General features: G+C 57.3%; 16 protein-coding genes. 12 read left to right on the forward strand and 4 right to left on the reverse strand.

Annotated elements, in window-relative coordinates:
• Positions 1-34 precede the first annotated feature (34 nt).
• The 6 genes from ACYVGU_RS17595 to ACYVGU_RS17620 all read left to right on the forward strand — a co-directional run bounded on the left by ACYVGU_RS17595 (position 35) and on the right by ACYVGU_RS17620 (position 4,019).
• On the forward strand, positions 35-193 hold the full coding sequence (locus ACYVGU_RS17595; RefSeq protein WP_460613927.1) for a hypothetical protein: 159 nt from the start codon (positions 35-37) through the stop codon (positions 191-193).
• Positions 194-264: 71 nt separating this feature from the next.
• Positions 265-657: a hypothetical protein gene (locus ACYVGU_RS17600; RefSeq protein ID WP_460623114.1), complete on the forward strand. Its 393-nt coding sequence runs from the start codon at positions 265-267 to the stop codon at positions 655-657.
• A 41-nt stretch (positions 658-698) separates the two neighbouring features.
• A complete protein-coding gene (gene cmk / locus ACYVGU_RS17605; protein ID WP_460613929.1) occupies positions 699-1,415 on the forward strand; it encodes a (d)CMP kinase in 717 nt (238 codons plus the stop codon).
• Between the two features lie 145 nt (positions 1,416-1,560).
• The gene (locus ACYVGU_RS17610; RefSeq protein WP_460623115.1) at positions 1,561-2,445 is read left to right on the forward strand and encodes a 4-hydroxy-3-methylbut-2-enyl diphosphate reductase; all 885 of its coding nucleotides are present in this window, start codon (positions 1,561-1,563) and stop codon (positions 2,443-2,445) included.
• A 136-nt stretch (positions 2,446-2,581) separates the two neighbouring features.
• On the forward strand, positions 2,582-3,136 hold the full coding sequence (locus ACYVGU_RS17615) for a DUF502 domain-containing protein (RefSeq protein ID WP_460623116.1): 555 nt from the start codon (positions 2,582-2,584) through the stop codon (positions 3,134-3,136).
• Between the two features lie 88 nt (positions 3,137-3,224).
• Positions 3,225-4,019 (forward strand): alpha/beta fold hydrolase, encoded by a 795-nt coding sequence (locus ACYVGU_RS17620; protein WP_460623117.1) that lies wholly within the window; start codon positions 3,225-3,227, stop codon positions 4,017-4,019.
• Here ACYVGU_RS17620 and ACYVGU_RS17625 read toward each other — a convergent pair.
• Complete coding sequence (locus ACYVGU_RS17625) at positions 4,005-4,577, reverse strand: O-acetyl-ADP-ribose deacetylase (protein WP_460623118.1); 573 nt, start codon at positions 4,575-4,577, stop codon at positions 4,005-4,007. The genes ACYVGU_RS17620 and ACYVGU_RS17625 overlap by 15 nt on opposite strands.
• 243 nt (positions 4,578-4,820) lie before the next feature.
• On the opposite strand from ACYVGU_RS17625, the gene ACYVGU_RS17630 reads away from it, so the two are divergent.
• The 6 genes from ACYVGU_RS17630 to ACYVGU_RS17655 all read left to right on the forward strand — a co-directional run bounded on the left by ACYVGU_RS17630 (position 4,821) and on the right by ACYVGU_RS17655 (position 10,095).
• The gene (locus ACYVGU_RS17630; protein WP_460623119.1) at positions 4,821-5,069 is read left to right on the forward strand and encodes a 2TM domain-containing protein; all 249 of its coding nucleotides are present in this window, start codon (positions 4,821-4,823) and stop codon (positions 5,067-5,069) included.
• Between the two features lie 57 nt (positions 5,070-5,126).
• Positions 5,127-6,254, forward strand: a complete 1,128-nt coding sequence (locus ACYVGU_RS17635; RefSeq protein WP_460623120.1) for a PQQ-dependent sugar dehydrogenase — start codon at positions 5,127-5,129, stop codon at positions 6,252-6,254.
• Positions 6,255-6,372: 118 nt separating this feature from the next.
• Positions 6,373-6,837 carry an ATP-dependent zinc protease family protein gene (locus ACYVGU_RS17640; RefSeq protein WP_460613936.1) on the forward strand — a complete coding sequence of 155 codons (465 nt, stop codon included), beginning with the start codon at positions 6,373-6,375 and terminating at the stop codon, positions 6,835-6,837.
• A gap of 80 nt (positions 6,838-6,917) precedes the next feature.
• Positions 6,918-7,859 carry a 30S ribosomal protein S6--L-glutamate ligase gene (gene rimK / locus ACYVGU_RS17645; protein WP_460623121.1) on the forward strand — a complete coding sequence of 314 codons (942 nt, stop codon included), beginning with the start codon at positions 6,918-6,920 and terminating at the stop codon, positions 7,857-7,859.
• Between the two features lie 364 nt (positions 7,860-8,223).
• Positions 8,224-9,309: a succinylglutamate desuccinylase/aspartoacylase family protein gene (locus ACYVGU_RS17650; RefSeq protein WP_460613938.1), complete on the forward strand. Its 1,086-nt coding sequence runs from the start codon at positions 8,224-8,226 to the stop codon at positions 9,307-9,309.
• Positions 9,310-9,432: 123 nt separating this feature from the next.
• The gene (locus tag ACYVGU_RS17655) at positions 9,433-10,095 is read left to right on the forward strand and encodes an OmpH/Skp family outer membrane protein (protein WP_460623122.1); all 663 of its coding nucleotides are present in this window, start codon (positions 9,433-9,435) and stop codon (positions 10,093-10,095) included.
• A gap of 677 nt (positions 10,096-10,772) precedes the next feature.
• Here ACYVGU_RS17655 and ACYVGU_RS17660 read toward each other — a convergent pair.
• The 3 genes from ACYVGU_RS17660 to ACYVGU_RS17670 all read right to left on the reverse strand — a co-directional run bounded on the left by ACYVGU_RS17660 (position 10,773) and on the right by ACYVGU_RS17670 (position 13,085).
• On the reverse strand, positions 10,773-11,339 hold the full coding sequence (locus tag ACYVGU_RS17660; protein WP_460623124.1) for a hypothetical protein: 567 nt from the start codon (positions 11,337-11,339) through the stop codon (positions 10,773-10,775).
• 60 nt (positions 11,340-11,399) lie between these two features.
• Positions 11,400-12,068, reverse strand: coding sequence for a Rossmann-fold NAD(P)-binding domain-containing protein (locus tag ACYVGU_RS17665; RefSeq protein ID WP_460623125.1), 669 nt, complete (start codon positions 12,066-12,068; stop codon positions 11,400-11,402).
• A 180-nt stretch (positions 12,069-12,248) separates the two neighbouring features.
• A complete protein-coding gene (locus tag ACYVGU_RS17670) occupies positions 12,249-13,085 on the reverse strand; it encodes a CvfB family protein (protein WP_460623126.1) in 837 nt (278 codons plus the stop codon).
• Positions 13,086-13,129: the final 44 nt, after the last annotated feature.

Consider the following 13,129-nt stretch of genomic DNA (forward strand, 5'->3'; position numbering starts at 1 on the left):
GTAAAGAACCGTATATTTGCCGAAAATCCGCGCCGTGAGAAAGATTGTGACTTTGCTGCTGGCTACCCTTATCGGGAGCACGGGCCTAGTGGCCACGGGCTGCGCCACCCGCAGCCCCCAGCAGAAAAAAACCGCCTCTTACAAGCGCAAGGCCACGATGGGGAAAGTGCCCTGCCCCTGCGACAGTCATTAACCTGACGCGCCGCACCCCCGTCACGTATCATCAGAAGCTTCTCTATTGCCTCCGTTCAGCCTTGCCCCTCTATGCCCGATTCTAATCCGCTAGCCTCGCTTGTTGCCGCTGCCGAAGCCGTGCGCCAACAGCTGCAAGTCAACCACTTTGATGCCGCCGCTGTGCAGCGCCTCGCTGATTTTATTGAGGAGCAGCGGCCTACCGTGAAAGAAGCCGACCGCCAGGGCGTTATTACGGCGCTAGGGTGCTTTCTGGGCCAATGCCTAGTAGAAACCTACGGCGGTACCTGGGCCAAAGGGCCCGATGGTGCCACTGGCGTGGGCATCAACGATACCAATTTTTTCAATCCGTTTTACCGCGTAAGCGAGCAACTGACCAAGGGCCTGGCCCAGTCGGTGGCCACGTTTTTCGCGGGTGTACCTGAGCGCCTGGCTGCCAAGCCAAGCCGTAAATCCTGGATTTAGTGAGTCCTTTTACTTCGCTTGAGCCTAGCCCAACTCCTGCCATGAGAAAAATCGTCATTGCCATCGACGGCTACTCTTCCTGTGGCAAAAGCACCACGGCCAAGGCCGTAGCCGCTGAGCTAGGCTACGCCTACATCGATACCGGTGCCATGTACCGCGGTGTTACGCTGTATTTACTGGAGCACGGTATCAGCTTCGACGATTTGCCTCGCATTGAGCAGGCACTCAGTGAAATGCATATCACCTTCAAGCGCAACCGCAAAACCGGCCGCAACGAGCTGTGCCTTGATGGCGTGATTCGAGAAGATGAAATCCGGCAGATGCGTATTTCCAATTCCGTGAGCGAGGTATCGGTTATTCCGGCTGTGCGCCACGCCATGGTTAGCCAGCAGCAGCGGATGGGCCGCAAGCGCGGGGTAGTGATGGACGGCCGCGACATTGGCACCACCGTTTTCCCGGATGCGGAAGTGAAAATATTTATGACCGCCGACGTGCTCACGCGGGCCTTGCGCCGCCAAGAGGAGCTAGCGCTCAAGGAAGAGCACGTGCCCGTAGAAGACATTGTAGAAAACCTACGCAAGCGCGACCACCTCGACTCAACGCGCGCCGAAAGCCCCTTGCGCCGCGCTTCTGATGCCGTGTTGCTCGACACCACCCACATGATGATTGACGAGCAGGTAGACTTTGTGCTGGAACGCGTTTCCGCCTCCTTGTTTTCTTTGGCAGCTGCGGGCTGGACAGGAAGCGTACCGAAATAAACTACCTGCTGTTTTGGCAAGTAAAAGTGCGGCAGAATTGTTGTAGTTATAGCAGCTTACAAATTCGTAGCCTGCAGAGTAGGCGCCGGTTGCGCCGCTGAGGATAGGTAGTACTCTTACAGTGGCGTGCCAAAATATAGAGCCCATGAACGTCATCATCGATAAAAATTCTGGCTATTGCTTCGGCGTTGAGTTTGCCATTCAAATGGCCGAAGACGAGCTGGGGCAACAGGAAACCTTGTATTGCCTCGGCGATATTGTGCACAACCGCATGGAGGTAGAACGCCTGCATGGCCTGGGGCTGCGCATTATTGACCGCGACCAGCTAGAAGACCTGCACGATGCCAAAGTACTCATCAGGGCACACGGCGAGCCGCCGGAAACCTATGAGTTGGCCCTGCGCAACAACATTGAGCTGATTGACGCCTCCTGCCCCGTAGTGCTCAAGCTGCAGAACCGCGTAAAGCATGCCTTCGATGCCACTACCCGCCAGAATGGGCAGGTAGTCATTTACGGGCAGCCCGGCCACGCCGAGGTAATTGGCCTGACGGGCCAGACGCGCAACCAGGCCATCATCGTGATGACGGAGCAGGACCTAGATCAGGTAGACTTTTCGCGCCCCGTGACGTTGTTCAGCCAGACCACCAAAAGCACTGCGGGCTTCTACCACATGAAAGAGGTGATAGAGGAGCGCATTAAGTTGGCTGGGGGCTCCTTGGAGGCATTTGATGCCAATGACAGCATCTGCCGGCAGGTAAGCAACCGGGAGCCGGCGCTAACCAAGTTTGCCCAGCAGCACGATGTAGTGGTATTTGTGAGCGGCCGCAAAAGCTCCAATGGTAAAGCTCTGTTTTCGGTAGTCAATAAGTTTAACCCACGCAGCTACTTCGTTGAGAACGAGCAGGAGCTGCAGGAGGAGTGGTTTGAGGGCGCCGAGTCAGTAGGTATCTGTGGCGCTACCAGCACGCCCATGTGGCTGATGCAGCGCGTGAAAGACCGCATTGAGGACGTGGCCGAGCCCGTAGCATAACCTAGCACTAGCCCTGCTGCCGGCCTAAACTGGCGGCCAGCAAATGCACAACCCAGACCGAGTACCTGCGAAGCCGCGCTTCCGGGTACTCGTTTTTGTGTCGGCTCCGGTAACTTGCGGGCCAACTTCTCTGCCCATGCGTCGCATTATTAATTATTTTCTGAACGGGTTTCTCATTGTCGCGCCGGTCGGCCTCACGGTTTATATCCTGTATGCGCTGCTGCACTGGCTCAACGACCTATTTGCGGGCCTGAGCTTTGATATTCCTGGGCTGGGGTTGCTGGTGGCCATCGGCTTTATTACGCTGGTGGGCTTTGTAGCGAAGTCGTTTCTGGTGCGGCCGTTTCTCATTATCATGGAGCGGTTGCTGCACCGCACGCCCCTGGTAAGTATCATCTACTCCAGCCTGAAAGACCTGTTTGATGCCTTCGTGGGCGATAATCAGAAGTTCAACCGCCCGGTGCTAGTGCGCCTGAGCGCTGCGGAGCAAACCTATAAGATGGGGTTCGTGACTCAGGCTACCATGAGCGGCCTGCACCGTGACGACCTGCTGGCCGTGTACTTTCCGCACTCCTATAACTTCTCGGGCGAGCTGGTGCTGGTGCCGGTCCAGAATATCACGTACCTCGATTTGCCCAGCAGTGAGGTTATGAAATTTATTGTGTCGGGTGGGGTTTCGCGCCTAGGGTAGGGTAGCGGCCAAAGTGCGGTAGCACCTGTGAAAACAGCACCCAGCGCGAATTCTCCGTAGTAGGGTTGCCGCCTTTACCGCTACGCTCATGAAAACCCAGTTGCACTTTCAGAAATATGGAACGGGGCCGCGGGTAGTGCTGGCGTTTCATGGCTACGGGCAAAGTGAGGGCCACTGGCGCACGTTCGTGCAGGCCCTGGGCCCCGAGGTGACGGTGTATGCCTTCGACCTGTTTTACCACGGGCGCAGCAAGCTAGCCAAAACCGATGCACCTCTTTCCAAGCATCGGCTAAGAGCGTTGCTGGGCGAGTTTCTGGAAGCGCATAGCATTCATGAGTTCAGCTTGCTGGCCTTTAGCATGGGCGCTAAGTTCGCCCTCACGGCGGTTGAGCAGTTTCCGGACCTGGTAAAGCAGGTGTGGCTATTGGCTCCTGATGGCTTGCAGCGGCAGTTTTGGTACACCATGGCTACGTACCCGCCCTGGATGCGCGGCGTGCTGGGCCGGGCCGTACTGCGCCCCCAACGCATCTTGCGCTTCCTCGATACCCTGCATGAGCGCCGGCTGCTCGATGCTAACCTGATCCGGTTTGCGCAATGGCAACTCGATAGCCGTGAAAAACGGCTGCGCGTGTACCGCAGTTGGGTGGGCTTCCGCAACCTGACCTTTGATCTGAAAAAGCTGGCGTTGGTTCTGAACCGGCGCCCAATACCCGTTACCTTTTTCCTGGGTCGCCACGACCGAGTGATTCCGCATGCGGGCTTGCAGCGCTTCATCACGTCTTTGCAACAGGCGCACACCGTGCTGCTGGAAACCGGCCACGCCGGCCTGATTTACGATGTGGCAGCCTACCTACGCCGCCACCCCAAGCTACGGTTGGCCTAGCGCTTGCTCCAAAAGTCGGTAGCTTTCTTCGTCGAAGGCCACAAATACAACCTCCTGCGGCAGCTCATGCTCCTGTAAAAACTGCCGCACCTGCCGCACGGCGATGGTCGTGGCTTCGGCTTTGGGGTAACTATATATTCCGGTGCTGATTCCCGGAAAGGCTATACTATGTAGCTTATGGTCAGCTGCTATGTGCAAGCTGTTGCGGTAGCAATCGGCTAATAGCTCTGGCTCGTGTTTGTGCCCTCCGTTCCAGACGGGGCCTACAGTATGAATGACGTGCCGCGCTGGCAGCCGCCCGCCGGTAGTGAGTACGGCTTTGCCCGTAGCCAGGCCGCTGCCATAGTGGCTGGCCCGCAGCGTACGGCAAGCATCCAGAATCTCGGGGCCGCCGGCGCGGTGAATAGCCCCATCAACGCCCCCGCCCCCGAGCAGGCTGGAGTTGGCCGCATTCACGATGGCATCGGTATCAAGATGAATGATGTTGCCGCGGTAAAGCAAGATGCGGTCAAAACGCTGCGCTTCGGTGCGCCAAGAAGAAACAGAAGGAGAGGCCATACAGACAGGGATATGGAACATGCCGGTTGGCATAACGAAGTGACCTAGGGCGCCGTTGCGGCCGAAGGTAGCAGAAAGTTGTAAGCGGTTGAGTCTGCTTTTCCGACGGTTCAGCCTAGTGTTTATACCGTTTGGGTATATATGAATTTGTGTATGCTAATGAACTGTATATGTTTGGCTATCCATCAACCGCAACCCTACTCAACCATGGAAACCTCGCAGCGTGACCCTCAACTATGGCGGATGGCAAAACAGCGTGCCAAATTCAAATCACACCTGTTTACCTACGTTACCGTAAATGCCCTGCTCTGGACGATATGGCTACTGACCGGACGCCCAGGTACGCCGCTCCCCTGGCCCGTGTGGTCAACCGTGTTCTGGGGCATAGGCGTGGCTGTTCAAGGGTTTGGCACGTACGGCAGCCTAGGCCGGACGCAACTCTCGGAGCGGGAGTATGAGCGCCTAGTGCGGCAGCGCGCCGACCGGGTTTAGACCAGGCCCGGGGCTAGTAGCTGCAACCTTCCGGCGGCGCTCTGGGTTAGTGGCAGTATGAAAACCCGCTACTTTCTTCCGCTGCTCGCGCTGGCTCCGCTGGCCCTAGCTGCCTCTATGCCCGAAACCCCGGCCGCTGTGGCCCCGGATGCAAACCTGAGCAAAATAAAGCTGCCGGCTGGTTTCACCATCAGCTACTTCGCCAAGGGTGTGAAAAGTGCCCGGGAGCTGGCTGTGGGGCCTGATGGCACTGTGTACGTGGGCACCAAAGACGACAAAGTGTTTGCCCTGCCCGACCGCAACAAAGACGGCCGCGCCGATGAGGTAGTGACCGTAGCTACGGGCCTGAATGCGCCCAACGGGGTAGCCGTGCGCAACGGCGCGCTGTACGTAGGCGAAATCAACCGCATCATTCGCTACGACAACATTGCCACTAAGCTCAAGCAGAAGCCCAAGCCGGTTGTGATTGGTACGCTGCCTAGCAAAGAGTGGCACGGCTACCGCTACATTGCCTTTGGGCCCGATGGTAAACTGTATGTGCCCGTGGGTGCGCCCTGCAACAGCTGTCTGCCCGAAGAGCCCATCTTCGCCACCATCAACCGCATGAATGCCGACGGTACGGGCCTCGAAACCTTTGCCTATGGCGTGCGCAATACGGTAGGCTTCGACTGGAGCCCCCAGGACAAAGCCATGTGGTTTACCGACAACGGCCGCGACCAACTCGGCGACAACCTGCCGGCTGATGAGTTAAACCGCGCTGCCGGCCCAGGCCAGCACTTTGGCTTTCCGTACTTTTTCGCCGGCGATGTGCCTGATCCGGAGTTCAGCAAAGGCAAGTCGGCCGATACATATGTGAAGCCGGCCCGCAAGCTGGGGCCGCACGTTGCGGCGCTGGGTATGAAGTTTTATACCGGCAAGCAGTTCCCGGCCCAGTACCGCAACCAGATTTTTATTCCGGAACACGGCTCCTGGAACCGCAGCAACAAAATTGGGTACCGCATCAGCCTCGTGCGCCTCGATGCTACCGGCAAGCAGGCCAAGAGCTACGAAACCTTTGCGGAAGGCTGGCTGCAAGGCAAAACGCCCTGGGGCCGCCCTGTGTGCCTGCTCGTGTTGCCCGATGGCTCTCTACTGGTTTCCGACGACCAGAACGATGCCGTGTACCGCATCAGCTACAAAGGCTAGCTACTGAAAACCTGAAAAGAACGTCATGCAGGGGCTTTGGCCGGCATGACGTTCTTTTATTTTGGCGTTTCCTGAGTTACCGGGTCGTCTTACCATGTCACCTGCTATCTTGCCAGCCATGAAAACACAGCGCGTGCCCAAGCGAATGGTCGGTCGGCGGGAACTGGTAGATTTTCCGGATTTTCAGCTCTGGGGGGTAGAGGCCAAGGTAGATACCGGGGCCTATACCGCCGCTATTCACTGCTCCAATATTCACGTGGAAACCTTTGCCGACGGGCGGCAACGGCTGCACGTGCAGCTTCTGGATCCGTCGCACCCAAACTTCGATGGCTCGCCTATGCAGTTTGATGAGTTTGGCCTGCGCGATATCAAGAGCTCCAATGGCGAAGTGCAAGAGCGCTACGTGATTCGGGCCGCCATTCGGTTGTTCGGCGAAGATTTTATCACCGAATTTTCGTTGTCTGACCGCTCCGACATGAAATATCCCGTACTGATAGGCCGGGTTTTGCTGCGCGAGGCGCGGTTGGTGGTAGATGTAGCGCGGCGCAACCTCTCGTACAAAAACCAGCCTACTACTCGCTAGCCCCGTCGGGCTTGCCAACCGTGTCGCCTATCTTTGTGGCAGGCTTCTGCTCTTTATCTCTCATACGTACCCTGCATCCGATGAAACTGGCGATTCTATCGCGCGAGCCGAAGCTATATTCTACCAAGCGACTTGTAGAAGCTGCCGAGCAGCGTGGCCACGAGGCCGTGGTACTAGACCATTTGCATTGCAATCTGGTGCTGGAGAAAGGTCAGCCTGGCATTATTTACCAAGGCCAGCGCCTGGAAGGCTTCGATGCCATTATCCCGCGTATTGGCGCTTCCGTTACGTTTTATGGCTGCGCTGTGGTGCGTCAGTTTGAAATGATGAAGGTGCGCACGGCCGTGGAAAGCCAGGCCATTGTGCGCAGCCGCGACAAGCTCCGCTCCATGCAAATTCTGGCGCGGGCCGGGGTGGGTATGCCCAAAACCGCCTTCACCAACTACTCCGATGAAGTAGCCGAAATGATTCAGCAGGTAGGCGGCGCCCCCGTTATCATCAAGCTGCTGGAGGGCACGCAGGGCCTGGGTGTGGTGCTGGCGGAGTCGGCGAAGGCGGCCCAATCGGTTATTGAAGCGTTTCATAATCTGAAGGCTCGCATTATTGTGCAGGAATTCATTGCTGAAAGCAAAGGTGCCGATTTGCGGGCCTTTGTGGTAAATGGTGAGGTAGTAGGCGCCATGAAGCGCCAGGGCAAGGAAGGCGAGTTTCGCTCGAACCTGCACCGCGGCGGCTCTGGTACCCTAGTAAAGCTTACCCGCGCCGAGAAAGCCGCTGCCTTGCTGGCCACCAAAGCCCTCGGCCTCGGTATTGCCGGCGTAGATATGCTTCAGAGCAAGCGCGGCCCGCTGGTGCTGGAAGTAAACTCCTCGCCGGGACTGGAAGGCATTGAAAAATCGACGGGCCTCAACATTGCCGGCAAAATCATTGAGTACACTGAGCAGTTGTCGCATAAGAAAAAGCCCAAAAAGACCACCAAAGCTGCTGCCCCCGGCGGCATGCCCGATACCCAAGCTGATTAAGTAGAGCCCTGAGCTACTGTTCTGTACTACGGCCCACTTGCCAATTGGCAAGTGGGCCGTAGTGCATTTACTACCCCTCAAACCCAGGCAAACCTTTATGGGCTTTCGCCCATAACGGCCAGAATGTGCCGGGCATTCTCTATCTTCCGCAGTGTCGGGCAAGAGTGGGCGCAGGGCATCTGACGTTTTCAGGGCAGGGACAGCAACGAGAAGCACGGATGGAAACCAGGAAGCCGGGCGTACGCTTTAGCCCGTAACGAAGGCTAGTACCCCGCGCCGGGTATAACTACTGGTGGTTGGGCAGCGTTCTGTACTTATTTCACCTGGCTGGCGGCGGTTGCTGCCGGTCTCACTGCCTTGCTCTGTGTCTGAACTCCCGCCGCCTGCTGCGCCTGATGAAAGTCTGTGTTTAAACGGCCTGACCATTGCGCCGGGCCAGCAGGTGCTCACGCGGCTCGTGATTTCGCGGCTTCCTTCCGGCACCGTTATCGACATCCCCGTATACGTATTTCGGGCCCTGGAACCTGGCCCCACGGTGCTGCTGATGGCTGGCCTGCACGGCGACGAAGTAAATGGCATTGAAATTATCCGGCGCATGATCCGGCGCAAAATGCTACACCCTACGCGAGGCACCATCATTGCCATTCCTATTCTCAATATTTACGGGTTTCTGAACTTCTCGCGTGAGGTGCCCGACGGCAAAGACGTAAACCGCTCGTTTCCGGGCAACCCGCGCGGCTCGTTGGCCAGCCGCGTAGCTGCGCGCTTCATGCGCGAAATCATGCCTCTCATTGATTACGGCATTGATTTTCATACGGGAGGAGCAGCCCGGGCCAACATCTCCCAAATCCGGTGCCTGCTGCACCAAGATGCCATGACCGATGCCATGGCCGAAGCATTTGCTGCCCCCTTTACGCTGCACGCGGGCCTGCGCGCCGGCTCGCTGCGCGAAACCGCTATGCAGCAAGAGCGGCGCATTATTGTGTATGAAACCGGCGAGTCGTTGCGGCTGGATGAAGCGGGTATTGACCTGGGTATTGCGGGTACGTTTCGGGTGCTGCACTTTTTGGGGATGGTGCCGGAGGCCGAGCCCGCGCCGCAGGAGTCGGTGGTGTGTATGCGCTCTACCTGGTTGCGCGCCAAGTATGCTGGCCTGTTTCGCAGTTTGGTGCACCTAGGGCAATACATTGAAAAGGGCCAGGTGTTCGGGACCGTAGCCGATCCGTACGGCGAAAACTCCGTGCGGCTGGAGTCGCCGGTAGCAGGCTATATCATTGGCCTCAACCATATGCCTGTAGTAAACCAAGGTGATGCCCTTGTGCACGTAGGCCGCACCGATTTCAACCCCAGTCGGGCCGACTTGGCAGTGCCCTTCGATGAAAAGCCCATGGGCCCGATTGATACGGAAACGGAGGAAGATGAAGAAGCAGGCGAAGAAGAACTGATGTAGCACAAGTTGCCAGTGCCTGGCACGGAGCGCAGGCAAAGGAAAGGCAACTATCCTTAGGGCGCGCACTGGCAGTTTTTACGTTTCTTTGCCAGGCCATCTGCGGCTCTCTTCCTGATTTACCCAATGAAAAACTCTCTTCAGCTAGTCATTAATATCGTATTGGGCCTGGCCGTAGCGGTGCTGTTCTATCTGCACTTTGCCAGCAAACCTACCGTAACCGCCAAAAAGCCAGTGGCTACCGTGCAAACTCCTGACTCAACTGCCACTGCAGCGGTTGAAGCGGAAGAGGAGCCTAGCAAGCCAGTAGCTGCTGTAGCCGATACCAACAAAGTAGCCTACGTAGAGTCAGGGAAACTGCTGGATGGCTACCAGGGCATGAAGGATGCCCGCAAGAATTTCGAAGCCAAAGCCCGCCGCTGGGAAACGCAAAACCAGACGCTGGTGCAAGGCTTCCAGACGGCCGTGCAGCAGTACCAGCAAAAAGCCGAAGGCATGACCCAGGAGCAGCGCGCTACCACCGAGCAGCAACTGCAGGCCCGCCAGATGAAGGTGGCCCAGGAGCAGGAAAAGCTGCAGCGCCAGGCTCAGGAAGAGGAAATGAAGATGACCCAGCAAGTACTGGAGCGCATTAATAAGCAAATTGAGAAATACGGCAAAGACAACGGCTACCGCCTGATTCTAATTGCAGCGCCTAGTGGCACCATTGCCTACGGCCGCAAAGACCTCGACATTACCAACACGGTGCTCAAGCGCCTCAACGACGAATACCGGAACAGCAAAAAGTAACCAGCCTTACGCTACCGAAGTAGCAAAGCGCCGGCTTTTCCTTCAGGGAAAAGCCGGCGCTTTGCGTTATAACTCGCGCGCTAGCATGCCGTTAAACCTTGCAGTTCTGCTGTAGTCTAACAGAAACACGGCCCTCATTTAGGGCCCCTCTATCTGCTTGCTATGAAAATGCTTTTGAAGTGTCCGGTTCTGTTTCTGGTGGCCTTTTTGGCTTTGTCAGCTTCTCTGTCTAGTTGCGTTACGAGCGCGCAGCCGGCGGTGGTGGTAGGTCCGCCTCCGGGGCCTTACTATGGGTATCCGCCGCCTCGCCCGCTTTACCGCCCATACTATCGGGGGTATCGGCGGCCCTACTACCGGCCCTATTATAGGCCGCGCCCAGCCAGGGTAGTGGTGGTAGAGCCGCGCCGCCGCGATGTGGTAGTGCCTGCTCCGCGCCCTTATGGCCGAATGCGGCCGGGTGGCATTTGGTAGGTTTGACCTCATGTGTCGCCTAGTACCCACAAGCTCCATTTGTAGTCCGGGTGGGTTTAGATGCTTAAAGGGGCTAGTAGATTTCAGATCAAACAGATAGAGCGCAAGTGGGAACATAGCGCTGCCACTCGTTTCTGAAAGCTAAAAGCCAGGTTTCACATTAAGTGAGACCGGGCTTTTGGCTTTCAAGTAGCTAGTAGTTTTTACTAGAAGGCGAAGCGCAGGCTGAAAGCGGCATCGTTATAGAAGCCGGTGTAGCCATCAAACACCTCGAAAAAGGGCTTGTAATCGACGCCAACGGTGAAGGGCAGGTCGGCCATTTTGTACTCCAGACCCAGAATCAGGTCGGCGCCGGCTACGATGTAGTTTTTGTCGTCGTAGTAGTAGCTGGAGTAGTAATACTTGTCTTTACCCCGGCGGAAACGCCCATCGGTGAAGTAGTAGCGGCCTTGGTAAGAGCCAACATGAGCGCCGGCGCCGTAGTAAAACTGCAAGCCTTTAAAGTCAGAAACGGGCAGGTGTTTTTCCAGCAGCAAGGTCAGGCGTCCGCCGCGGGCCGCATACTCGCGGGTAAGCAGGCCTTCCACGGCCACGTTGTTCTTGCCGCTCAGGAAGTGCTTGACCGTCAGGCCCGATGACCAGCCGCCGCCGCGCAGGCCAATAGCCGTTTGGTAGCCGGCACCACCGCCGCCTTTCTTTTTACTCTGAGCTTGGACCCCTTCACTACCAGCCAACAACCCAAGGGTTATCAAGCCAAAAACCAGACACTTCATGCGGAAAAGGAAGAATGTAAAACGTATGCTTCCGGCAAAAGTACAACTTGCCTTCGATAATTACAGCCTCTCGCGGCCTTCCTTTTCTATGGTACTTGATAGGTGAACGTGCAGGCCGCTCTCATCGGTAGCAGCGGCGCGCAGCATGGCCCGCGCCACTGTGGCTGCCTCAATGGCCCGGTAATGGCGCAGCGGGCCTAGTAGCGCGGGCTTTACCAAGCTCAGCAGCACACCAGCTACCTGCTCGCCTGCGCGCTTTTCGGGGCGGTTGCCAAGCAGCAGAGAAGGCCGAAAGAAATGGATGGCCCGAAACGGCGCCTGCCGTACCGCCTCTTCCATCTCGCCCTTCACGCGGTTGTAGTAGAAGCCCGAGGAGGCCTTAGCGCCCATAGCCGAAACCACCAGCAGCTGCGCCGCAAAATTAGCCGCCGTCAGGGCCGCCAGCTTTACTACATACAGGAAATCGACGGCGTAAAATGCTTCTTTGGAGCCGGCTTGGCGCAGCGTAGTGCCTAGGCAGCAAAACACGTCATCGGCAATAAGCTGCAGCCGGTGCTCTTCCAGCTGCTCAAACCTAACGATGCGCTGCTCCAGCTTAGGGTGTACCATCGGCAAAGGGCGCCGGCCCACTGCTATAACGCGGTTGTAGCGTTCGGAAGCTAGCAGCAGGGGCAGCAGCTGGCTGCCTACCAGGCCACTTGCGCCGGCAATGAGGGCGGTTTTTTGCATTGGGAAGTGAAAAGCAGGAACGTACTAGGCAAAGCTGGCTGCACGGCCTCGCTACGAAGGCTACACATGTACAGCAGCCATCGAGTAGATGCCAACATGCTTCTGTCCGTTGCCTGTAAGCACAGAAAGCATCTTGCTTGAAGGCCTGTGGCCCCTAGGCACCTTTCTGCGCCAAACCGGTTACTTGGCCGGCTCTACCAAGTGTGTGTGCTCAGGCTCCAGGCGTACGAGGCCTTGCTTATACAAGGTGCCTAGCGCTTTCTTGAACACCTTTTTGCTCATGCCCAGGCGGCGGTAAATGTCGTCTGGCTCGCTTTTATCGCCGAGGGGTAGGGTTCCGCCGGCTTTGTGTAGGGCTTCCAGCAGCGTTTCAGAAGCAGCCACGGCTTCGTCGTAGCCTTGGCGCTGCAGGCTTAGGTCGAGCTTGCCATCGGGGCGCACCTGCCGCACGTAGCCAGTGTGCACATCGCCAAGGCGCAGGGGCTTAAACACTTCATTATGGTAAAGCAACCCCTGGTGGGTACCGTCCACAATTACTTTGTAACCCATGTCGGTTTCTTCGGCCACAAACAGCTCGGCCGTGTCGCCTTCTTTGCCGGGGTAGGGCTGGTCGCTGAGAAACCACTCCCACTTGGCCGAGGCCACAATGCGGTCAGAAGTTTCATCGAGGTACACAAACACGGTGGAGCGGTCGCCGGGGCGGAGCGAGCGGCGCAGGTTGCGGTAGGGCAGGAGCAGGTCTTTCTCCAAACCCCAATCGAGAAAGGCGCCGGTAGGCGTTACGTCGCGCACGGTAAGCGCGGCAAACTGGCCTACCCGTACGTAGGGCTCTAGGTTGGTGGCAATCAGGCGGTCTTCGGAGTCGCGGTACACAAACACGCGCACCGTGTCGCCAACGTGGGTGCCGGCCGGAATATACTTGCGCGGCAGCAGCAGGTCGCCGTCGTCGGAAGTCAGATACATGCCGAAGTCTACCTCGCGGGCTACCTCCAGTTCGTTGAAATCACCTAGTTGCATACGCTTGCCGATTGTTGTTGCGGACCCGGCTGCGAAGAGCGCAG

The sequence above is a fragment of the Hymenobacter tenuis genome, assembly GCF_054780495.1.